This is a genomic window from Microbacterium sp. NPDC090007, assembly GCF_044748345.1.
GTDB lineage: Bacteria > Actinomycetota > Actinomycetes > Actinomycetales > Microbacteriaceae > Microbacterium.
Window position 1 is genome coordinate 1,715,824 of sequence record NZ_JBIVFV010000001.1, and the last position, 23,149, is coordinate 1,738,972.

A 23,149-nucleotide genomic window follows, 5' to 3' on the forward strand; every position below is an offset into this window, starting at 1 on the left:
GCGCATGACGACAGCCGCCTCCCGGTCCCCGCGCCGCCGCACCGTCATCGCCCTCGCGGTCGTGCTGATCGTGCTGGTCGCCTTCGTGGTGCGCCTGATCGACATCCAGGTCGTCAACGCCCGCGAGCACGTGGACGACTCGCTGTCGATGGGCCTGCAGAGCTCCCGCACGCTCTACGGGTCGCGCGGCTCGATCGTCGACGCCGACAACACGTCGTTGGCGACGAGCATCAATCGCTACGACGTGCAGATCGATCCCTCTCTCGCCGTCCAGGGCATCGAAACGCTCGGCGACGACCAGCAGAAGATCGAGACGCCCTGGCCCGACCTCGCCGCGAAGATCGCCGCGGTCCTGGGCATGAGCAGTGCCGACGTGCAGAAGATCGTCACGGATGCCGTGGCCGACAACCCCGGCTCCCAGTACGCGATCGTCGCCAAGGCGGTGCCCACCGAGCAGTACCGGGCCCTCGCCGACCTCGGGCTGCCCTTCCTCAGCTTTCCGCCGCAGGCCAGTCGGGTGTACCCCGACGGCGCCGTGGCCGGCAACATCCTGGGCTTCGTCGGCAGCGACGGCCAGGCTCTCGCGGGCCTGGAGGCGGCGGACGACTCGTGCCTGGCGTCGACCGACGGCAAGGTCGTCTTCCAGCGGAGCCCCTCGGGTGTCGTGCTCCCCGGGACCGAGGTCGTCACCCAGCCCGCCGTGGACGGCGGCACGCTGAAGCTGACGATCGACCGCGACCTGCAGTGGTACCTCGGACAGCTCATCGCCGAGCAGGTGCAGAACACCGGCTCGCTGCGCGGCACGATCACGGTCGTCGAGGCGAAGACCGGCAAGATCCGCGCCCTGGCCGAATACCCCACGGTCGACCCCAACGACCCGACCGCCACCCCGGCGAACGAGCGCGAGGGTGCGGCGTTCGCCGATCCGAACGAGCCCGGCTCGACGATGAAGGCGATCACCGCGGCGATCGGGCTGGACAGCGGGTCCTTCGGCGCCGACACCACGGTGACGGCGTCCTCGAGCGAGACCCTGCCCGGCGGAGCCCGCGTGTCGGACTCGTTCGCGCACCCCGAGAACCGGTACACGCTGACGGGGGTGCTCATCGACTCCTCGAACGTCGGCATCTCGAAGTTCGGCGAGATGATCCCGCTGGACACCCGCATCTCGTACCTGCAGAAGTTCGGCCTCACCGAGCAGACGGCCGTCGGGTTCCCGGGCGAGTCCGCCGGCATCCTGCGCGACCCCTCGACATGGGACACGCAGACCTTCTACAACACCACGTTCGGCCAGGGCGTCGCGGTGACGATCCCGCAGCTCGCCGGTGCCTATCAGGCCATCGCGAACGGGGGAGTGCGCATGCCGCTGTCGCTCGTCGAGAGCTGCACCGCCCCCGACGGCACCGTCACCGACGTGCCGGACGCCGAGGGCACGCGCGTGGTGTCCGAAGAAGCCGCCCGCACCGTCTCGCAGATGCTCGAGAACGTCGCCACGCAGGGCACCCTCGCCTCGCAGGTGGCCATCCCCGGCTACCGCATCGGCATCAAGACGGGAACCGGTGAGAAGACCGACCCCGTCACGGGCGCCTACAAGGGCGACGCCTACTTCACCACCATGATCGGCTTCGCCCCGGCCGACGACCCGCAGTACGTGGTCGAGGTCAACCTGGACGAACCGCGGACGGTAAAATCGTCCGCGGCCACCGCCCCCGCGTTCCAGAAGGCCATGACGCAGGTTCTCAAGAACTACCGCGTCATCCCGTCCGGAACCACGACCCCCGAACTGCCCAAGTTCGGCTGAGACACCGCCGACGCCGGTCTCGTCTCGGTAACGAATGCGACACGGAAAGGGCGTCCGCACAGCAATGATCCCCACTCAGCTCTCCCACATCGCCGACGTGATCGGCGGGCGCCTCGTCGTGCGCCGCGGCGACACGCCCGACACGGTCGTGTCCGGAGCCGTCGACACCGACTCGCGCCTGATCGAACCCGGCGGCGTGTTCGTCGCCAAGCCCGGCGAGACCACCGACGGGCACCTCTTCGTCGGCACCGCCGTCGAGCGCGGGGCCGTCCTCGCCCTGGTCGAGCGCGAACTCGACGACGAGGTCAGCCAGATCGTGGTCCCCGACGTCGTGGCCGCCCTCGGCGCGCTGGCCCGCGACGTCGTCGCCCGCGTGCGCGCCCAGGGCGACCTCGAGATCGTCGGCATCACCGGCTCCAACGGCAAGACGACCACCAAGAACCTCCTCGCCCGCATCCTCGAGGCCGAGGGCGAGACGGTGGCCCCGCGCGCGTCGTTCAACAACGAGGTCGGCGCCCCGCTGACCATGCTGCGCGTGACGGATGCCACCCGCTACCTCGTGAGCGAGTTCGGAGCCAGTGCGCCGGGCGCCATCGCCCACCTCGCGGGTCTCGTCACTCCCGACATCGGCATCGTCCTGATGGTCGGCATGGCCCACGCCGGCGGCTTCGGCGGCATCGAGTCGACCTTCCACGCCAAGAGCGAGCTCGTGCGGGCCACCCGGGAGGGCGGAGTCGCCGTGCTGAACGCCGACGACCCGCGTGTCGCGGCGATGGAACCGATCGCGCGCGAGCGCGCGCAGGACGTCCGGTGGTTCGGCCGGGGTGAGCGCGCCCAGGTGCGCGCCCTCGACGTCGAGGTCTCGGCATCCGGAACCCGGGCCGACCTGCTCGTCGACGGCGAACCGCACACCCTGACCCTGCGGGTGCTGGGCGAGCACCACGTGATGAACGCCCTCGCGGCCCTCGCCGCAGCGACCGCCCTGGGCGTCTCGGCCGCCGACGCGATCGCGCGGCTCGAGACCGTCGAGATCGCCGAGCGCTGGCGCATGCAGCCGATGGGCTCCGATCGCGTGCGCATCATCAACGACGCCTACAACGCCAGCCCCGACTCCATGGCCGCGGCCCTGCGCACCCTCGCGCAGATCACCGGCCCGGGCGAACGCACCGTCGCGGTGCTCGGTGCGATGAGCGAGCTGGGGGAGTACGCCGACGAAGAGCACGACCGCGTGGGCCTGCTCGCCGTGCGCCTGCGCATCCAGCGGATCGTCGTGATCGGGCCCGAGGCGCGGCGCATGTACCTCGAGGCGATCGCGCAGGGGTCGTGGGACGGCGAGGCGGTGTTCTTCGCCGACGCCGACGCCGCGTTCGCGTACCTGCGCACCGAACTGCGCGACGGCGACCGCGTGCTGGTGAAGTCGTCGAACGCGGCGGGACTGCGGCATCTCGGCGACCGTCTGGGAGAGGTGTTCGCGTGAGAAGCCTGCTGACGTCGGCGGCGATCTCGCTCGCCTTCACGCTGTTCCTCACCCCCGTGTTCCTGCGGTGGTTCCGCAAGTGGGGGTGGGGGCAGGTCATCCGCACCCCCGAGAACGTGCACAACCCCTCGCACGGCGCCAAACGCGGCACGCCCACCATGGGCGGCACGATCTTCATCCTCGGCACGATCGTCGGGTATCTGATCGGCTCGTTCGCGGGCAACAACCCGCCCACCATGTCGGGTCTGCTGGTGCTGTGGATGATGCTCGGCTTCGGCGTCGTCGGCTTCATCGACGACTACATGAAGGTGCGTCACCAGAACAGCCTGGGATTGTCGGGGTGGCGCAAGATCGCCGGCCAGGTCATCGTCGTCGTCCCGTTCGCCATCGTCGCCCTCAACTTCCCCAACGCGGTCGGTCAGACGGCGGCGTCGGGCTACGTCTCGGTGTTCCGCGACATCCAGCTGCTGTCGTTCTTCGCCCTCGGTCCGATCCTGGGGTGGCTGCTGTACCTCGCCTGGATCTCGCTGATCGGCACCGCGACCTCGAACTCCGTCAACGTCGCCGACGGCCTGGACGGCCTCGCGGCGGGCTCCGGCATCTTCGTCGTGGGCGCATACAGTCTCATGGCGTTCTGGCAGAACAAGCAGGTGTGCGCGGACGTTCTCGATCCGAGCGTCCAGGCCGGCTGCTACGCCGTCCGCGACCCCTTCGACCTCGCGATCGTATCGGCGTCGTTCGTGGGGGCCCTCGTCGGGTTCCTCTGGTGGAACGCCCCCAAGGCCAAGGTGTTCATGGGCGACTGCGGCTCGATGGCGATCGGCGGTGTGATCGCGGCCCTCGCGATCTTCACCCGCACCGAGCTGCTGCTCGTGCTCATCGCCGGCGTCTACGTCATCGCGTCGGGCTCGGTCATCCTGCAGCGGGCCTACTTCAAGATCACGCGGGGCAAGAGGTTGTTCCTCATGAGCCCCCTCCACCACCACCTCGAGATGCGCGGGTGGCCCGAGGTCACCATCGTCGTGCGCATGTGGATCATCGCCGGCCTCCTGGCCGTCTCGGGAATCGGATTCTTCTACGTCGAATGGCTCGCGCGCGTATGACCGACCTCACCACTCTCACCAGCTGGCACGCCGACTGGAAGGGCCTGCGCGTCGCCGTGATGGGCCTGTCGGTCACGGGCTTCTCGGTGGCCGACACCCTCGCCGAACTCGGTGCCGACGTGCTCGTGGTCACCGAGCGGGCGGATGCCGAGTACGGCCGCCTGCTGCCGGTCCTCGGCGTGCGCCTGCACGAGGGGCCGCTGGACGCCGTCCCGGTCGAGCTGACCGACTTCGCCCCCGAGGTGGTCGTCGCCTCGCCCGGCTTCCCCCCGCACCACCCGGTGATCCAGTGGACGCAGGAGCGCGGGATCGCGCTGTGGGGCGATGTGGAGCTCGCCTGGCGCGTCCGCGACAAGGTCGTGCGCGCCGACGGTCGACCCGCGGACTGGGTGCTCATCACCGGCACCAACGGCAAGACCACGACGACGCGCTTGACGGCCGAGATGCTGGTGACGGCGGGGCTGCGTGCGGCCCCCGTCGGCAACATCGGCACCCCGGTGCTCGACGCGGTGCGCGACCCGGGCGGCTTCGACGCCCTCGTGGTGGAACTGTCCAGCCACCAGCTCTGGTACCTGAACCTGCAGACGGGCCCGGACGCCCTCTCGCCCCACGCCGCGGTCTGCCTGAACCTCGCCGACGACCACCTCGAGTGGCACGGCGGCGCGGACGAGTACCGCGCGGCCAAGGCGGGCGTCTACGCCCGCACCCGGGTCGCGTGCGTCTACAACAAGGCCGACGCGGCCACCCGCGAGATGGTCGCAGATGCAGAGGTGGTCGAGGGCGCCCGTGCCATCGGCTTCGACCTCGGCGTCCCCGGGCCCAGCGATCTCGGTGTCGTGGACGGCATCCTCGTGGATCGGGCCTTCCTCGAAGAGAGGGCGACCTCGGCACTGGAGCTGACCACCGTCGCCGCTCTTGCCGAGCGGGGACTCGCCGCCCCCCATATGGTCGCGAACATCCTCGCCGCCGCCGCTCTGGCGCGTTCTCTGGGCGCGACGCCCGCGCACGTCTTCGACACCCTCGAGCGCTTCCGTCTGGATCCGCACCGCATCCAGGTCGTCGGCGCGCACCGCGGCATCACGTGGGTCGATGACTCCAAGGCCACCAACCCGCACGCCGCGGCGTCGTCGCTCGCGGCCTACCCGGGTGCGGTGTGGATCGTGGGCGGGCTGCTGAAGGGCGTCGACCTCGGCGACCTCGTCCGTCAGCGCGGGGGGACCGTGCGCGCGGTCATCGTCATCGGCACCGAGCGCGGCGACATCGTCGCGGCGTTCGCGCGACACGCCCCCGCGGTGCCGCTGTTCGAGGTCGACCACGCCGAGACTGAAGACGTCATGGCCCAGGTCGTCGAACTGGCGGCGGGTGTGGCGCGGGACGGGGACACCGTTCTCCTCGCTCCCGCGGCGGCATCCTTCGATCAGTTCGCGTCCTACTCGGACCGCGGTGATCGTTTCGCCGACGCGGTGCGGGCGTGGATCGCGGGCCAGGGCGACGGAGCAGTTCGACCGACCGAGTGAGGGGACACGCGTGACCACGACGGCGCCTCCTCCCCGGCGGATCCCCGAAGAGCCTCCCCGCGGGGGCCTGTCCGCACGTGTGTCGCTCGGCCGGGCCTTTCGTCCGGTCCCCAGCGAGTTCCTGCTCATCACCTCGGCGGCCCTGCTGCTGACGCTCTTCGGCCTCGTCATGGTGCTCTCGGCCACCTCGGCGCTGGACGGTGCGCAGAACCCCTTCGAGCACGTGCTGAAGCAAGGCGTGTTCGCGGTGATCGGCATCCCGCTCATGTTCGTCCTCAGCCGCGCACCGCTGCGGTTCTGGAAGCGTATGGCGTGGCCCGCCCTGATCCTGGCCACGATCTTCCAACTGCTGGTGTTCACCCCCCTGGGCATCTCGGCCAACGGAAACCGCAACTGGATCCTCATCGGGGGGATCCAGGCCCAGCCGGCCGAGTTCCTCAAGCTCGCCCTCGCACTGTGGCTCGGGTACGTGCTCTTCCGCAAGCAGACGCTGCTGGGCAATTGGCGCCACGTGTTCATCCCGATCGTGCCCGTCGCGGCGCTGGTGATCGCCACAGTCATGGGCGGCAGGGACCTCGGCACCACGATGATCCTCGTGCTCGTCCTGCTGGGCGCCCTGTTCTTCTCGGGGGTGCGCTTGCGCATCTTCCTGCTCCCGGCGCTCGGCGCGCTCGCGGCGGTCGCTCTGTTCGCCCTCACCAGCGCCGACCGCATGCGCCGCATCATGAGCTTCCTCGACCAGGACTGCCTGGCCGACTACCTCGGTGACTGCTACCAGCCGCTGCACGGCATCTGGGGGCTGGCCGCGGGCGGGGTGTTCGGGGTGGGCCTGGGCAACTCCGCCGAGAAGTACGACTGGCTGCCCGCCGCAGCCAACGACTACATCTTCGCGATCGTCGGCGAGGAGCTCGGTCTGATCGGCTGCGTCGTCGTGCTCGCGCTGTTCGCGCTGTTCGCCGTCGGGGCGTTCCACATCATCCGCCGCACGGACGACCCGTTCGTCCGCATCGTCGCGGGTGGCATCACGATCTGGATCGTCGGCCAGGCGATGATCAACGTGGCCGTGGTGCTGCGCGTGTTCCCCGTGCTGGGCGTGCCGCTGCCGTTCATGTCGCAGGGCGGCACCTCGCTGCTGTCCGTGCTGATCGGGTGCGGCGTGCTCCTGTCGTGCGCGCGGACCCTGCCCGACCGCCGTGCGGCCGTGGCCACGGCGCCTCGTCCGGCCCGACGAGCCGCGTCGCGCGGCTGATCCGCCGGCGACCGAACGCGCCGGAGCCGGGGACGCCCGGGCACCTTCCGCGCGGCCCGCGAGCGCACGCCGTCCCGCGCGGGGGGATGCCGGGGCACCCGCCATCTCGATCGGGACCCCCGCCCGATCTGGTTAGGGTCGTACGGTGACGACTTACCTCCTCGCCGGCGGCGGTACCGCCGGGCACGTGAACCCCCTCCTCGCGGTCGCCGACGGCCTGCGCGCGCGCGACGCCGCGGCCGACGTGCTCGTGCTCGGTACGCGCGAGGGCCTGGAGGCACGGCTCGTCCCGCTGCGCGGCTACGAGCTGCTGATCGTGGCCAAGGTGCCGTTCCCGCGGCGTCCCGACCGCGCGGCCGCCGTCTTCCCCTCGCGGTTCCTCGCGGCCGTGGCGCACGTGCGCCGGCTCATCCGCGAGCGCGGCGTCGACGTCGTCGTCGGCTTCGGCGGCTACGCGGCGGCCCCGGCCTACGTCGCGGCGCGCCGCGAGCGCGTGCCGTTCGTCGTGCACGAGGCCAACGCGAGACCCGGGTTGGCCAACGTGCTGGGGGCGCGGTCGGCGGCGGGCGTCGGCGCGGCCTTCGCGGGGACGCCGCTGCGCGGTGCGAAAGAGGTGGGGATGCCGCTGCGCCGCGAGATCGTCGACCTCGACGTCGCGGCGACCCGGGCCGAGGCGGCGGCGCACTTCGGCCTCGACCCCGCGCGCCCGACACTGCTGGTCTTCGGGGGCTCCCTCGGCGCCCTGCGTCTGAACACCGCGTTCGGCGGCGCGTGGCGCGACGTGCTCGACGCCGGGTGGCAGCTGCTGCACGTGACCGGACAGAACTCCGACCTGCCCGACCCCGGCGCCGAGGGGTACGCCGTCGTGCGGTACGTCGACCGGATGGACCTCGCCTTCGCCCTCGCCGATCTGGTGGTCTCGCGCTCGGGCGCGGCCACGGTCAGCGAGATCAACGCCCTCGGCATCCCGGCGATCTACGTCCCCTACGCCGTCGGCAACGGCGAGCAGAGTCTGAACGCCGCCGCCGCGGTCCGGGCGGGGGCCGCGGTGCTCATCCCCGATGCCGAGTTCGCGCCCGAGCGGGTGCGCGCCGACGTGGTGCCGCTGCTGGGCGACGCGGCCCGGCGCGAGGCCATGCGCGCGGCGGCGGCGCGCACCGGCATCCGCACCGGCACCGAGAATGTGATCGCGATGATCGATGAGGCCCTCGCGCGCTGACGTCGCCCGGCGAGCCCCGTCGATGCCGTCCCGCGGATGCCGCCCGGCCCGGCCGGCGCGGCGCGCTCTCGGCTCGTCGGCGCCGTCCTACGGATCCCGGCCGGGACGCACCGTGCCGGGGCTCCGGCTCGCGGCGTGTCGGTGCCGGCATCCGCAGGACGGTCGACGCTCTGCCCGTCCGCGGCCCCGGCCCCGCGAGCCCCGGCCCGCGCGCCGGGGCTCGCGCGCAGGATCGGCGACGTAAACTCGCAGACGCCATGATCAGACCCGACCTGAGCCTCCCTCTCCCCGAGACCATCACCTCCGCGCACTTCATCGGCGTGGGCGGCTCCGGGATGTCGGGCCTGGCCCGCATGTTCCTCGACCGCGGTATCCGCGTCTCCGGATCCGACCGTGCCGACAGCGCGGCGCTGCGCGACCTCGCGGCGCGCGGGGCGACCGTGCACGTGGGCCACGACGCCGCGCATCTGGGCGACGCCGACACCGTCGTGCACACCGGCGCCATCTGGCCCGAGAACCCTGAATTCGTCACCGCCAAAGAGCGCGGCCTGCACGTCATCCACCGCTCGCAGGCCCTGCACTGGCTCATCGGGGGCCGCCGCCTGGTGTCGGTCGCCGGTGCACACGGCAAGACCACCTCGACCGGCATGGTCGTGACCGCGTTGCGCGCGCTCGACGCCGATCCGACGTTCGTCAACGGCGGTGTCATCGCCGACCTCGGCGTCTCCAGCGGCACCGGCTCCGACGACCTCGTCGTCATCGAGGCCGATGAGTCCGACGGCACGTTCGAGCTCTACGACACCGCGGTCGCGCTGATCACCAACGTCGACCCCGACCACCTCGACCACTACGGCTCGCGCGACGCCTTCGACGCCGCCTTCGCCCGGTTCGCGGATGCCGCGGGCGAGGCCGTGGTCATCTCGGCCGACGATCCGGGGGCCCGCGCCGTCCGCGCGCGCATCACGCACCCGTCGGTCGTGACCTTCGGTGAGGATCCCTCCGCCGACGTCCGGCTCAGCGGCATCCGCACCGACGGCCCGGTCGCGTTCACGCTCACCGCCGACGGCGAGAGCGTCGAGGTGCGTCTGCGCGTGCCGGGGACCCACAACGCGGTGAACGCGGCCGGCGCGATCGCCGTGCTGCGGGTGCTCGGCTACCGGCTCCCCGACGCCGCGCGCGCGGTCGAGGGTTTCGGCGGCACCGTCCGCCGCTTCGAGCTGCACGGCGTGCAGCACGGCGTGAGCGTGTACGACGACTACGCCCACCACCCCACCGAGGTCGCGGCGGCGCTGTCGGCCGCGCGGACGGTCGTGGGCGAGGGGCGCATCATCGCGATCCAGCAGCCCCACACCTACTCCCGGACGCAGGAGATGTACCGGGAGTTCGCCGAGGTGCTCGAGGCGCACGCCGATCACACCGTCATGCTCGACGTGTTCGGCGCGCGCGAGGACCCGGTGCCGGGCGTCACCGGCGAGCTGGTCAGCGGCGCGTTCGCCGATCCCGCGCACGTGCACTACGTACCCGACTGGCAGCAGGCCGCGGACTACACCGCGCGCGTGGCTCGTCCCGGCGACTACGTCATCACCCTCGGCTGCGGCAACGTCTACCAGATCATCCCGCAGGTGCTCGAGGCGCTCTCCCGCACCGAGGCGCCGGCGGTCTGAGCGTGCGCCGGCCCTCGCCCCTGCCGCAGCGGCCGGAGTCCGCCCGTTCGCCGAAGGCCGAGCGTGCCGCGACCCGTGCCCCGCGGCATCCGGACGCCGTCGACGACGCCACCCCGGTCACGCCCCTCGCGCGGCAGGAGCACGACCCGACGACGCCGGGAACCCCGGATGCCGAGGCCACGCGGCTGCGCGACGTCTGGCGCGCCTCCCGAGCGCGCCGACGGGCGCTGTCGGCCGAGGTCAAGCGCTTCACGGTGCGTCAGCGGCGTCGCAGGCGGGTGTGGATCGGCGTCGGGGCGGCGTTCCTCGTCACGGTGCTCGGCACGGCCGGTGTGGCGTACAGCCCGCTGTTCGCCGTGGAGCGCATCGACGTGGTGGGCACGTCGCAGCTCGACGTGGCGACGGTGACCGACGCCCTGGCGGGCCAGGTGGGCACGCCGTTGGCGATGGTGGACGACAGCGCGGTCAAGGCCGCGCTGGTGCGCTTCCCCCTGGTGGAGTCCTACACGCTCGAGGCCCGTCCGCCGCACGATCTCGTCGTGCGGATCGTGGAGCGCACCCCCATCGGGGCGCTGCAGACGGCCGCGGGTTTCACGGTGGTGGATGCCGCGGGCGTCGCGCTGTCGACGACCCCCGACGCCCCCGCGGGTCAGGCGGTGCTCGAGGTCGCGGGGGGCACCGGTTCGGCGGCGTTCCGCGCCGCGGGCCGGGTCGTGCGCGCCCTGCCGGACGCGATCCGCGTCCAGGTGACACAGGTCTCGGCATCCACGCCCGACGACGTGACCCTGACGCTCGGCGCATCGGGGTCGCGCGTGGTGTGGGGCAGCGCCGAGCGCTCGGCCGAGAAGGCGATCGTCCTGGACCGGCTGACGGCCAAGAGCCCGCCGGATCAGGCCCGGGAGTACGACGTGACGTCGCCCGACGCCGGCGTCGTCCGCTGATCTGCGGGGCGATAACGGAACACGCCGCGTGTCGGGCGACCGGCGCCGGATCCGCCACCTACCTTCGAGCTAAGGAATTGCATACCGGGCAATTCTTTAACCCTCAACATGAGGTTTAGAGTTTCGGGTTCGGGGACAAACGGAGGCCGGCATGAGCCACAACCAGAACTACCTCGCCGTGATCAAGGTCGTCGGTGTGGGCGGGGGCGGCGTCAACGCCGTCAACCGCATGATCGAACTCGGCCTGCGCGGCGTGGAGTTCATCGCGATCAACACCGATGCGCAGGCGCTGCTCATGAGCGACGCCGACGTCAAGCTCGACGTCGGTCGCGAGCTCACGCGCGGCCTCGGTGCCGGTGCCGACCCCGAGGTCGGCCGACGCGCCGCCGAGGACCACGCGGAAGAGATCGAAGAGGCCCTGCGCGGCGCCGACATGGTCTTCGTCACCGCGGGCGAGGGTGGCGGAACCGGTACGGGCGGCGCACCCGTCGTCGCCAAGATCGCCAAGTCGATCGGCGCCCTGACCATCGGTGTCGTCACCAAGCCCTTCTCGTTCGAGGGGCGTCGCCGCCAGAGCCAGGCCGAGGGCGGGGTGCAGCGGCTGAAAGAAGAGGTCGACACCCTGATCGTCGTCCCCAACGACCGCCTGCTCGAGATCAGCGACCGCGGCATCTCGATGATCGAGGCCTTCGCCACCGCCGACCAGGTGCTGCTCGCCGGTGTGCAGGGCATCACCGACCTCATCACGACCCCCGGTCTGATCAACCTCGACTTCGCCGACGTCAAGAGCGTGATGCAGGGTGCGGGATCCGCGCTGATGGGCATCGGCTCGTCGCGCGGCGCCGACCGCGCGATCAAGGCCGCCGAGCTCGCGGTCGAATCGCCGCTGCTCGAAGCCTCCATCGAGGGCGCTCACGGTGTGCTGCTGTCGATCCAGGGCGGATCGAACCTCGGCATCTTCGAGATCAACGACGCCGCCCAGCTGGTGAAAGAGGCCGCTCACCCCGAGGCCAACATCATCTTCGGAACCGTCATCGACGACACGCTCGGCGACGAGGTGCGCGTCACCGTCATCGCCGCCGGTTTCGACGGCGGTGAGCCCTCGCTGCGCATCGACCCCGTCAGCGCGCAGCGTCCGGCCAGCATCCCCGTGGTGCCCGTCATCCCCGCCGACGACGTCGCCCGCGACCTCGACGCGGCCGAGGAGCAGAAGGCGGCGACCGAGCGTCCGATCGAGCGCGCTCCCGAGCGTCGGCCCGAGCCGGCCCCGGTCATCGCCCGCGTGCCCGAGACCTCGTACGACAACGGCTACGCCGACGACGACCTCGATGTGCCCGACTTCCTGAAGTAAGCACGATCTCTCCGACGAAAGCGGGTCCGGTCTCCACCGGGCCCGCTCTCGTCGTCGAAGGAGCAGCATGGACACCGCCCTGGCCGACCGGCTCGCCGCCGTCGACGAACGCATTCGGGATGCCGCCCGCGCCGCCGGCCGCGACGCGGACGCCCTCACGCGCATCGTCGTCACCAAGTTCCACCCCGCCTCGCTGGTCGCCGACCTCCACGCCCTCGGTGTCCGCCACGTCGGCGAGAACCGTCAGCAAGAGCTCACCGCCAAGCGCGCCCAGCTCACCGGCATCCCGGATCTGACCTGGCACTTCATCGGTCAGGCGCAGACGAACAAGGCGCGTGCCGTGCGGGCGGGGGCGGATGCCGTGCACTCCGTCGATCGGGCGCGGATCGCCGACGCGCTGCACCACGCCGCCGCCGGCGACGACGTCCTGGACGTCCTGGTCCAGGTCAACCTCACGGACGACCCGGGTCGCGGGGGAGTCGCGCCCGACGAGGTCGACGAGCTCGCCACCCACGTCGCCGCGCTCCAGAGCCTGCGCCTGCGGGGCGTCATGGCGGTCGCCCCCCTCGATGAGCGACCCGCCCGAGCCTTCGAAAGGCTGCGTCGATGCGCCGACGCGGTGAAGGCCGTGGTGGCGGACGCCGACTGGATCTCGGCAGGCATGACCGGCGACTTCCCCGAAGCGATCGCGATGGGCGCGACACACCTGCGGATCGGCTCCGCAATCACGGGCCCGAGGCCCACGCGCGACTAGCCTCGGACCAGACGAGCGAACGGAGGATGCGATGTCGAACCCCCTGAAGAAGACCATGGTGTACCTGGGCCTCGCCGACGAGGAAGAGACCTACGAGGAGACGGCGCCGCAGCCCATCGCGCGCAAGCAGGCCGCACCGGCCGCTCCCGTGGAGAAGGCCGCGCCGGTCACCCCCCTGCACCGTCCCGCCGTGGTGCGTCAGCCCTCGGCCGGACCCGTGAGCGAGATCCTCACGGTGCACCCCAAGCAGTACCGCGACGCCCAGACGATCGCCGAGAACTTCCGCGAGGGCATCCCGGTCATCATCAACCTCTCCCAGATGAGCGACGCCGACGCGCGCCGCCTGATCGACTTCGCGAGCGGTCTCTCGCTCGGGTTGTACGGCCGTATCGAGCGGGTGACGAGCAAGGTCTTCCTGCTCTCTCCTGAGAACATCGCCGTCTCCGGCGACGGTGCGATCGCGCAGGCCGACCCCGAGGCTGCGCCCTTCGCGTCCCAGTAACCGATCGTGGCCGTCCTGAGCCTGATCGGCTCCGTCCTCAGCGCGATCCTGTTCATCTACATCATCGTCCTGCTCGCGCGCCTCGTGCTCGAGTACATCCCGATGTTCAATCGCGAGTGGCGTCCCCGGGGTGCCGTCCTGGTGCTCGCCGAGATCGTCTACACCGTGACGGACCCGCCCATCAAGCTGATCCGCCGTATCATCCCGCCCCTGCGCATCGGGGGCATCGCGATCGACTTCGGTTTCGCGATCGTCATGTTCGTCTGCTTCATGCTGTTGAGCGTCACGCGGTCCCTCGCGGCCGCCTGACGCTCTCGCCGCCGCCCTTCGACACCGGTCGAGGGCGGCGGCTATGCTGTTCCGAAGCGGTACGCCCCGGTGCGACACCCCCATAGTTCCGACATCAGAGCTCTCGAAAGAGGAAACACCATGGCACTGACCCCCGATGACGTCGTCACCAAGCAGTTCCAGCACGTGCGCTTCAAGGAGGGCTTCGACCCCGACGAGGTCGACGACTTCCTCGACGAGATCGTCGTCGAGTGGCGCAAGACCATCGCCGAGAACGAGGAGCTGAAGACCAAGCTCGCCGCGTACGAGTCCGGCGAGACCGCTCCGGCCGCGACCGCGGCCCCCGTCGCCGAGGCGCCCAAGGCCGACGAGCCCGTCGCCGAGGCGCCCGCCCCGGCGCCGGTCGCCGAGGCCCCCAAGGCCGACGCCGAGCCCGCCGCGCAGAGCGCGGGGATCATCGAGCTCGCCCAGCGTCTGCACGACGAGCACGTGGCCGAGGGTAAGGCCCAGCGCGATCAGCTCATCGGCGAGGCTCAGGCGCAGGCGGCGTCGATCGTCGCCGAGGCCGAGCAGAAGGGCCGCGAAGAGCGCGCCCGTCTCGAGAAGGAGCGCACCACGCTCGAGGGCCGCATCACCGAGCTGCGCAACTTCGAGCGGGACTACCGTTCGCAGCTGCGTTCCTACATCGAGGGCCAGCTCCGCGACCTCGACACCACCGCGACGTCGTCGGGCTCGACCCCGGTGTCGGCGATCGGTCTGTAACTCTTTGCGCAGTCGACCTCCTCTGCGTTCGGCGGCGGCCGGCATCATCATCGCGATCCTCGCGGTGCTGGTGCTGGCCGCCGACCAGTTGGCGAAGACCGTCGCCATCGACACCCTGCCGCCCGAGCGCGTCGTCCCGGTGATCGGTGAGGCGCTGCAGTTCTACCTCGTGCGCAATCCCGGCGCCGCCTTCTCGTTGGGCGAGGGCGTCACCTGGATCTTCACCATCGCCCTCGCGGTCGTCGCCGCGATCATCGTGTACCTCGCGGTTCGCCGCGTCCGCTCCCGCCTGTGGGCCGTGGTCCTGGGCCTGCTGCTCGGCGGGGTGCTCGGCAACCTCACCGACCGGTTGCTGCGCGAGCCCGGATTCCCCGTGGGCCACGTCGTCGATTTCATCTCGACCCCGTGGATGATGCCCGCGATCTACAACGTCGCCGACATCTTCATCGTGTCGATGATGATCTCGGTGGCGATCCTGGTGCTGGTCGGTCTGCGCCTCGACGGCACTCGCGAGACCAAGCCCGCACGCACCCCCGACGCGGGGGCGGCCGACGACGCGCCTTCGGGCGCCGAGCCGGGCACCCGCTGACATGGAGTCGCGGAGCCTTCCCGTCCCCGACGGGCTCGACGGGACGCGCATCGATCAGGCGCTGGCCAAGATGCTCGGCTTCTCACGGACGTTCGCGGCAGAGGTCGCGGATGCCGGGGGAGTGAGCGTCGACGGTCGGACGGCCGGTCGCAGCGACCGCCTGCGCGCGGGCTCGTGGATCAGCGTCGAGTGGGAGCCCAAGCGCGACCCCGAGATCATCCCGGTCGAGGTGCCCGATCTGGGGATCGTCCATGACGACGACGACATCGTCGTGGTCGACAAGCCCGCGGGTGTCGCCGCCCACCCGTCGGTCGGGTGGGAGGGGCCGACGGTGCTGGGCGCCCTCGCCGCCGCGGGCTTCCGCATCGCCACGAGCGGCCCCGCCGAACGCCGCGGGGTCGTGCACCGGCTGGACGCCGGTACGAGCGGTCTCATGGTCGTGGCCAAGACCGAGCGGGCGTACACGTTGCTCAAGAGCGCGTTCAAGGAGCGCGAGGTCGACAAGATCTACCACGCGGTGGTCCAGGGGCATCCCGACCCCCTCGCCGGAACGATCGACGCGCCGATCGGGCGGCATCCGCACCACTCGTGGAAATTCGCGGTCACGCCCGACGGCAAGGACTCGGTGACCCACTACGAGACGCTCGAGGCGTTCCCCCGTGCGTCTCTGCTCGAGGTGCACCTCGAGACGGGGCGTACGCACCAGATCCGCGTCCACATGGCCGCGCACCGCCACCCGTGCGCGGGTGACCCCCTCTACGGTGCCGATCCCACGCTCTCGGCGCGTCTCGGGCTCACCCGCCAGTGGCTGCACGCCCATCGTCTCGCCTTCACCCACCCGGGGTCGGGGGAGTGGGTCGAGTTCGCGTCGCCCTACCCCGCCGATCTGGCGCGGGCGCTCGAGATCCTCGCCGACGGCGCCTGAGACGGGCGTCCCGGACCAGGTCGTCGACGCGCCCGGGCGGGACGACCGAACTGGGCGTCCACCCCGAACATCCGGGGTCGATGTCGGAGGGCGAACGTAGACTCGACGCGTGGCAGCAGACTCCTTCGTTCACCTTCACGTGCACAGCGAGTATTCGATGCTCGACGGCGCCGCGCGCATCGGCCCGATGGTCCAAGAGGCCGTCACGCAGGGCATGCCGGCGATCGCGGTGACCGACCACGGCAACACCTTCGCAGCCTACGAGTTCTACAAGACGGCGAAGGATGCCGGGATCAAGCCGATCATCGGCATCGAGGCCTACGTCACCCCCGGGACGCACCGTTCCGACAAGGCGCGCGTGCGGTGGGGCACGCCCGAGCAGCAGAGCGACGACGTCTCGGGTTCGGGCGCGTACACGCACATGACCCTGCTGTCCGAGACCACCGAGGGCATGCACAACCTGTTCCGCCTGTCGTCCAAGGCGAGCATGGAGGGCTACTACTTCAAGCCCCGCATGGACCGCGAGCTGCTGCAGACCTACGGCAAGGGGCTCATCGCGACCACCGGCTGCCCCTCGGGCGAGGTGCAGACCCGCCTGCGGCTGGGGCAGTACGACGCGGCGCGCGCGGCGGCGGCCGAGTTCCAGGACATCTTCGGCAAAGACAACTACTTCGCCGAGATCATGGACCACGGGTTGTCCATCGAGCGCCGCGTCATGGCCGACCTGCTCAGGATCTCGAAGGATCTCGGCATCCCCCTCGTCGGGACGAACGACCTGCACTACACGCACCAGCACGACGCCACCAGCCACGCAGCTCTGCTGTGCGTGCAGTCGGGGTCCACCCTCGACGACCCCAAGCGGTTCAAGTTCGACGGCGACGGGTACTACGTCAAGTCGCCCGCCGAGATGCGCCAGGTGTTCCGCGACAACCCGGAGGCCTGCGACAACACCCTTCTCATCGCCGAGCGGTGCGAGGTCGAGTTCGACACCTCGGCGAACTACATGCCGCGCTTCCCGGTCCCCGCGGGCGAGACCGAGAGCAGCTGGATGATCAAAGAGGTCGAGAACGGCCTGCAGGACCGCTATCCCGGCGGCATCCCCGATGCCGTGCGCACGCAGGCCGCATACGAGACCGACGTCATCCTGCAGATGGGCTTCCCGGGGTACTTCCTGGTCGTCGCCGACTTCATCAACTGGGCCAAGCGCAACGGCATCCGCGTCGGTCCCGGCCGTGGCTCGGGGGCCGGCTCGATGGTCGCCTACGCGATGAAGATCACCGATCTCGACCCGCTGCAGCACGGTCTGATCTTCGAGCGGTTCCTCAACCCCGACCGCGTCTCGATGCCCGACTTCGACGTCGACTTCGACGACCGCCGCCGCGGCGAGGTCATCCAATATGTCACCGAGAAGTACGGCGACGAGCGCGTCGCGCAGATCGTCACCTACGGCACCATCAAGGCCAAGCAAGCCCTCAAGGACGCCGGCCGTGTGCTCGGGTTCCCCTTCAGCATGGGCGACAAGCTCACCAAGGCCATGCCGCCCGCCGTCATGGGCAAGGACATGCCGCTGGACGGCATGTTCAACCCCGAGCATCCCCGGTACAAAGAGGCGAGCGAATTCCGCACGCTCATCGAGACCGATCCCGAGGCCAAGACGGTGTTCGACACCGCCCTGGGACTCGAGAACCTCAAGCGCCAGTGGGGCGTGCACGCGGCCGGCGTCATCATGTCGAGCGAGCCGCTCATCGACATCATCCCGATCATGCGCCGCGAACAGGACGGGCAGATCGTCACGCAGTTCGACTACCCGGCGTGCGAATCGCTGGGCCTGATCAAGATGGACTTCCTGGGGCTTCGAAACCTCACGATCATCAACGACGCGCTCGACAACATCGAGGCCAACCGCGGCCACCCCCTCGTCCTCGAGGACCTCGATCTCGACGACACGGCCTCGTACGAGCTCCTCGCCCGCGGCGACACCTTGGGCGTCTTCCAGCTCGACGGCGGACCCATGCGGTCGCTCCTGCGCCTGATGCGTCCCGACAACTTCGAGGACATCTCTGCCGTGCTGGCGCTCTACCGCCCCGGCCCGATGGGTGTGAACTCGCACATCAACTACGCCCTGCGCAAGAACAAGCAGCAAGAGATCGAGCCGATCCACCCCGAGCTCGAAGAGCCGCTCGCCGACATCCTCGACACGACCTACGGCCTCATCGTCTACCAGGAGCAGGTGATGGCCGTCGCCCAGCGCGTCGCCGGCTACACCCTCGGCCAGGCCGACCTGCTGCGTCGTGCGATGGGTAAGAAGAAGAAGAGCGAGCTGGACAAGCAGAAAGAGATCTTCTTCGGCGGAATGACCGAGCGCGGGTTCGGCGAGGTCGCGCAGCAGACGCTGTGGAAGGTGCTGGAGTCCTTCGCGGATTACGCCTTCAACAAGGCGCACACCGCCGCCTACGGACTCGTGTCCTACTGGACCGCCTACCTCAAAGCGCACTATCCCGCCGAGTACATGGCGGCGTTGCTCACCAGCGTCGGCGACTCGAAGGACAAGATGGCGGTCTACCTCAACGAGTGCCGCCGCATGGGGATCAGGGTGCTCCCCCCCGACGTCAACGAATCGATCCGTTTCTTCGCCGCCGTCGGCGAAGACATCCGCTTCGGCCTCGGCGCGGTGCGCAACGTCGGAACGAACGTCGTCGACGGGATCGTCGCGGCCCGACAGGATGCCGCGTACACGTCGTTCCACGACTTCCTGTCCAAGGTGCCGATGCACGTCGCCAACAAGCGCACGGTCGAGTCGCTCATCAAGGCGGGCGCGTTCGACACCCTCGGCTCGACGCGGCGGGCCCTGGTCGAGGTGCACGAGGACGCCTGCGAAGGGGCGGTGCTCGACAAACGCCGTGAGGCCAACGGCGAGGTCGGGTTCGATTTCGACTCTCTGTGGGACGAACCGCAGCAGGTCGTCAAGGTGCCGGAGCGGCCGGAGTGGACGAAGAAGGACAAACTGGCGTTCGAGCGCGAAATGCTCGGGCTCTACGTCTCCGATCACCCGCTCGCCGGTCTCGAGGTCCCACTGGCCAAGCACGCCTCGACGTCGATCCACGATCTGCTCGCGTCAGAAGACGTTCAGGACGGCGACCAGGTCACCGTGGCGGGGCTGCTCACGAGCGTGCAGCATCGCGTCGCCAAGCAGAGCGGCAACCCGTACGGCATGGTCACCGTCGAGGACTTCAACGGCGAGGTGACCGTGATGTTCATGGGCAAGACGTACGCCGAGTTCGCGCCCGTCCTCCAGGCCGATTCGATCCTCGTCGTCCGCGGCCGCGTGTCCCGTCGGGACGACGGGCTCAACCTGCACGCCCAGAGCGCCTTCGCCCCCGATCTCGAGGGGCTCGACGAGACCGGCGGTCTCACTCTGGTCGTCCCCGAGCAGCGCGCGAACGAGGCCCTCGTCGGCGAGCTCGCGCACATGCTCCGTCGCCACGCGGGATCGACGGAGGTCGTCCTCAAACTCCACAAGGGCGGGTCCGCGAAGGTCTTCGAGGTCCCCTTGCCCGTCCGGGTGACCGCCGATCTCTTCGGCGAGTTGAAGGGCTTGTTGGGACCGAACTGTCTCGGCTGACCCCGCTCCATCCCCTCGTATGCCGTCGCCACAACCCCAGCGGATGCAGAACACCCGCTGGTTAGGATGACCGGGCGCTCCGGCGCCCCTGGTGAAAGGACCACCGTGACCGATCAGACCCCCCATCACGATTCCGCGTCCGACGCGTCCGCGTCGGACGATCTCTCACGCGACCGGCGCTCACGCGACGAGGTCGCCTCCGGCGCCCGCCCCGCGCTCGACCGCGACGCGGTCGCCGCAGACAGGGGTGATTCCGGGGCCGTCGACGCGTTCGATCGCGCCGACGCGTCGGGTGCTCCGGAGTCCTCGGGCGGCGGCGCGCTCGGCGTCTCGTCCGTCCCCGCCTCGGCCCACGCCAATGCCGCCCGGTTCGGCGGCGTCCCCGCTCACGACGAGTCCGGGCGGGGCGACGCCGCGTCGACCCCCGGCCCCGCGCGCGCGGCGGCGGGCGGCGCCGAAGGCCCCCATTACGGAGTCGGCCCGTTCTCGGTCCGCGAAGTCGCCCTGCTCGGCGTGTGGGTCGTGGCCTTCCTCGTCTCGTTCTTCCGCACGAACATCCTCGACTCTCCCTCCGGCGTCCTCGTCGGCGGGAGCAATGTCTGGTTGTCCGGGCTGTGGTGGATCCCCGCCGTGGCGCTGCCGACCGTCGCCGTCGGGCTCATCGTGCTGCGACGCCTCTCACCGCAGGGCATCCGGCGCGTCGGATCCCTCGGCATCGACCAGTTCGCGTCCGTCGCTTTCGCCGTCGCCGCGCTCGTGTGGGTCTCGTGGGTGTGGGACACCGTGGCGGTCTTCGGCGAGACCGGGATCTGGACGCGTTCGTGGGTCATCTGGGTCGAAGCGGTCGTGCTCCTCGCCGGTGTCGTCCTGACGGTCTTCGCGCCGATCATCCCTCCGTTCTCGCGCGACTTCCGCGACCGCGACGAGGTGCCCGCGCACCGTAACGCGCGTCCGATCCGCCCCGTGGTCGCCCGTCCCCGGACACCGCGGACCCCGCGCCCCGCGCGCACCCCCGCCACGACGCCGGTCGACGACCGCGCGCTCGCGCACGGCACGCCCGTCGCGCCCGACGCGGACGACGCGCCCACCCCCGGCAGCTACACCGGGTCGACCGACCTCTCGCACGAGGACGCCGCACCGCGCACGAGCGTTCTGCCCACCCCCCATGCGGACCGTCCTCATCGCGACGAGGCGGGTGACGGCGGGGCCGCGGCCCCGCACGGGGACGACAACGACACCGACATCTTCGCGCCGCTGCGCACCTCGGACGACGAGCGTGACGAGAACCGGCGCGACGTGAGCGCGTCGGCCGAGCCGATCCGCGACGAGCATCCCCACGCGCAGGCGTTCTGGGCGCTCGCCCCCGAGGAGCGCGAGATCGTCGACGACTACGGCACGCCGATCTTCCACATCGGTCCGACGGCGTGGGCGCTCGTCGTGGAGGACCGCGGCGAGACGTTCGTCGTGCGCCACGACGACGGTCGCATCGGCTACCTCCACGACGTCTCGGGCGTCACCCGCGGCTGAGCACCGCCTGCGAGCCGCCCGCGTCGCGCGAGGCGGCTCGCAGGGGGCCGGTAGCCTGGGACGATGCTCCGCACGATCGATCTCCGCGGCCGCGTGCTCTCGCCGGCCGAGCTCCTCGCCGTCGTCCCCCGCGCCGACGCCGCCCGTGACGAGGCCCTGGCCACGGCAGCGCGCCTCGTCGACGATGTCGCCCGCCGCGGCGAAGAGGCCCTTCGCGAGCAGGCGGCACGTTTCGACCGCGTGAGCGACCACGTGCTGAGAGTCCCCGCCGCCCACCTCGACGAGGCGCTGCGCGATCTGGATCCGGCGATCCGTGCGGCGCTGGACGAGGCGATCGATCGCGTGCGCACGGCATCCGCAGCCCAGGTGCCCCCGCCCGTTGTCACCGAGCTCTCCGACGGCGCCCGCGTCACCCAGCGGTGGCAGCCGGTGCGTCGCGTGGGCCTGTACGTCCCCGGCGGTAAAGCGGTCTACCCCTCGAGCGTCGTGATGAACGCGGTCCCCGCCCAGGTCGCGGGTGTGCGCGAGGTCGCCCTCGCCTCGCCGCCGCAGGCCGCGTTCGGCGGCCGGGTGCACCCGGTCATCCTCGCCGCCGCCCGCCTGCTGGGGGTCACCGAGGTCTACGCCATGGGCGGCGCCGGAGCCATCGGCGCCTTCGCGTACGGAGTGGCCGAGATCGGTCTCGACCCGGTCGACGTCGTCACGGGACCGGGCAACAACTTCGTGGCCTCCGCCAAGCGTGCGGTCGCGGGTCGGGTCGGCACGGACTCCGAGGCGGGGGCGACCGAGATCCTCGTCGTCGCCGACGACTCCGCCACCCCCGATCTCGTCGCCGTCGATCTGGTGAGCCAGGCCGAGCACGACGAGCAGGCCTCCGCCGTGCTCGTCACCGACTCGCCGGCCCTCGCCGAGGCCGTCCGAGCGGCCCTCCCGGCGCGCGTGGCGGCTACCCGGCACAGCGAGCGGGTGACGGCGGCCTTCCACGGACCGCAGTCCGCCGTCGTCCTCGTCGACGACCTCGCGCAGGCGACGGCGTTCAGCAACGCCTACGCGCCCGAACACCTCGAGCTGCACCTCGCCGACCCGCGTCCCGAGGATTTCGTGAACGCGGGCGCCGTCTTCGTCGGCCCGTACACGCCGGTGAGCCTCGGGGACTACCTGGCCGGCAGCAACCACGTCCTGCCGACCGGGGGACAGGCCCGGTACAGCGCGGGACTCTCGGCCGCGACCTTCCTGCGCCCGCAGCAGGTCGTGCAGTACGACCGCGACGCCCTGTCCCGCGTGCGCGATGCCATCGTCACCCTGGCCGAGGCCGAGGCGCTGCCCGCCCACGGCGAGGCCGTGACCGCGCGCTTCGAGGTCTGAGAGCGACGTCATGCACTGCCCGTTCTGCCGCAACCCGGACTCGCGCGTGATCGACTCGCGCACCAGCGACGACGGCCTCAGCATCCGTCGCCGTCGACAGTGCCCCAAGTGCGGCGGTCGTTTCTCGACCGTCGAGACCGCGAGCCTCAACGTGATCAAGCGGTCGGGCGTGGTCGAACCGTTCAGTCGCGAGAAGGTCATGTCGGGCGTGCGCAAGGCGTGCCAGGGGCGACCGGTGACGGATGCCGACCTGGCGGTCCTGGCCCAGCAGGTCGAGGAGGCGATCCGACAGACCGGCTCCTCGCAGATCGAGGCGAACGAGATCGGCCTGTCGATCCTCGGGCCGCTGCGCGAGCTCGACGAGGTGGCGTATCTGCGCTTCGCCAGCGTGTATCAGGCCTTCGACTCGCTCGAGGACTTCGACGCGGCGATCGCGCAGCTCCGGGCCGATCACGCGGCGCGCGCGACGAGCGTCGAGGGCGACGCGGTCCAGTAA

The 23,149-nt window shown here is 70.8% G+C and carries 19 protein-coding genes; all 19 read left to right on the plus strand.

The window, feature by feature from the left end; genetic code table 11:
* Positions 1-4: 4 nt before the first annotated feature.
* The 19 genes from ACIPVB_RS08040 (at position 5) to nrdR (ending at position 23,149) form a co-directional block, all read left to right on the plus strand.
* Entirely contained in the window at positions 5-1,798 is a 1,794-nt protein-coding gene (locus ACIPVB_RS08040; protein ID WP_400368045.1) for a peptidoglycan D,D-transpeptidase FtsI family protein, read from the plus strand.
* Between the two features lie 64 nt (positions 1,799-1,862).
* On the plus strand, positions 1,863-3,275 hold the full coding sequence (murF, locus tag ACIPVB_RS08045; protein WP_400368046.1) for a UDP-N-acetylmuramoyl-tripeptide--D-alanyl-D-alanine ligase: 1,413 nt from the start codon (positions 1,863-1,865) through the stop codon (positions 3,273-3,275).
* The gene (gene mraY, locus ACIPVB_RS08050) at positions 3,272-4,378 is read left to right on the plus strand and encodes a phospho-N-acetylmuramoyl-pentapeptide-transferase (RefSeq protein ID WP_400368048.1); all 1,107 of its coding nucleotides are present in this window, start codon (positions 3,272-3,274) and stop codon (positions 4,376-4,378) included. Before murF ends, mraY begins: the two co-directional genes overlap by 4 nt.
* Positions 4,375-5,895, plus strand: a complete 1,521-nt coding sequence (gene murD / locus ACIPVB_RS08055; RefSeq protein ID WP_400368049.1) for a UDP-N-acetylmuramoyl-L-alanine--D-glutamate ligase — start codon at positions 4,375-4,377, stop codon at positions 5,893-5,895. Before mraY ends, murD begins: the two co-directional genes overlap by 4 nt.
* Positions 5,896-5,905: 10 nt before the next feature.
* The gene (gene ftsW / locus ACIPVB_RS08060; RefSeq protein WP_400368050.1) at positions 5,906-7,144 is read left to right on the plus strand and encodes a putative lipid II flippase FtsW; all 1,239 of its coding nucleotides are present in this window, start codon (positions 5,906-5,908) and stop codon (positions 7,142-7,144) included.
* Between the two features lie 145 nt (positions 7,145-7,289).
* Complete coding sequence (locus ACIPVB_RS08065; RefSeq protein ID WP_400368051.1) at positions 7,290-8,363, plus strand: UDP-N-acetylglucosamine--N-acetylmuramyl-(pentapeptide) pyrophosphoryl-undecaprenol N-acetylglucosamine transferase; 1,074 nt, start codon at positions 7,290-7,292, stop codon at positions 8,361-8,363.
* 257 nt (positions 8,364-8,620) lie between these two features.
* Positions 8,621-10,027 (plus strand): UDP-N-acetylmuramate--L-alanine ligase, encoded by a 1,407-nt coding sequence (gene murC, locus ACIPVB_RS08070; protein ID WP_400368052.1) that lies wholly within the window; start codon positions 8,621-8,623, stop codon positions 10,025-10,027.
* 2 nt (positions 10,028-10,029) lie between these two features.
* A complete protein-coding gene (locus ACIPVB_RS08075; RefSeq protein WP_400368053.1) occupies positions 10,030-10,968 on the plus strand; it encodes an FtsQ-type POTRA domain-containing protein in 939 nt (312 codons plus the stop codon).
* A gap of 151 nt (positions 10,969-11,119) precedes the next feature.
* Positions 11,120-12,319 carry a cell division protein FtsZ gene (ftsZ, locus tag ACIPVB_RS08080; RefSeq protein WP_400368054.1) on the plus strand — a complete coding sequence of 400 codons (1,200 nt, stop codon included), beginning with the start codon at positions 11,120-11,122 and terminating at the stop codon, positions 12,317-12,319.
* A gap of 67 nt (positions 12,320-12,386) precedes the next feature.
* A complete protein-coding gene (locus ACIPVB_RS08085; protein WP_400368055.1) occupies positions 12,387-13,073 on the plus strand; it encodes a YggS family pyridoxal phosphate-dependent enzyme in 687 nt (228 codons plus the stop codon).
* Between the two features lie 31 nt (positions 13,074-13,104).
* Positions 13,105-13,575, plus strand: a complete 471-nt coding sequence (locus ACIPVB_RS08090; RefSeq protein ID WP_108317885.1) for a cell division protein SepF — start codon at positions 13,105-13,107, stop codon at positions 13,573-13,575.
* 6 nt (positions 13,576-13,581) lie between these two features.
* Entirely contained in the window at positions 13,582-13,884 is a 303-nt protein-coding gene (locus ACIPVB_RS08095; RefSeq protein WP_400368057.1) for a YggT family protein, read from the plus strand.
* Positions 13,885-14,004: 120 nt separating this feature from the next.
* Complete coding sequence (locus tag ACIPVB_RS08100) at positions 14,005-14,625, plus strand: DivIVA domain-containing protein (protein WP_400368059.1); 621 nt, start codon at positions 14,005-14,007, stop codon at positions 14,623-14,625.
* A gap of 4 nt (positions 14,626-14,629) precedes the next feature.
* The gene (lspA, locus tag ACIPVB_RS08105; RefSeq protein WP_400368060.1) at positions 14,630-15,214 is read left to right on the plus strand and encodes a signal peptidase II; all 585 of its coding nucleotides are present in this window, start codon (positions 14,630-14,632) and stop codon (positions 15,212-15,214) included.
* Between the two features lies 1 nt (position 15,215).
* Positions 15,216-16,139 (plus strand): RluA family pseudouridine synthase, encoded by a 924-nt coding sequence (locus tag ACIPVB_RS08110; RefSeq protein ID WP_400368062.1) that lies wholly within the window; start codon positions 15,216-15,218, stop codon positions 16,137-16,139.
* A gap of 157 nt (positions 16,140-16,296) precedes the next feature.
* Positions 16,297-19,761, plus strand: a complete 3,465-nt coding sequence (gene dnaE, locus ACIPVB_RS08115) for a DNA polymerase III subunit alpha (protein ID WP_400368217.1) — start codon at positions 16,297-16,299, stop codon at positions 19,759-19,761.
* Between the two features lie 105 nt (positions 19,762-19,866).
* Positions 19,867-21,288 (plus strand): hypothetical protein, encoded by a 1,422-nt coding sequence (locus ACIPVB_RS08120; RefSeq protein ID WP_400368063.1) that lies wholly within the window; start codon positions 19,867-19,869, stop codon positions 21,286-21,288.
* 63 nt (positions 21,289-21,351) lie between these two features.
* Positions 21,352-22,653 (plus strand): histidinol dehydrogenase, encoded by a 1,302-nt coding sequence (gene hisD / locus ACIPVB_RS08125; RefSeq protein WP_400368065.1) that lies wholly within the window; start codon positions 21,352-21,354, stop codon positions 22,651-22,653.
* A gap of 10 nt (positions 22,654-22,663) precedes the next feature.
* Complete coding sequence (nrdR, locus tag ACIPVB_RS08130) at positions 22,664-23,149, plus strand: transcriptional regulator NrdR (RefSeq protein ID WP_400368066.1); 486 nt, start codon at positions 22,664-22,666, stop codon at positions 23,147-23,149.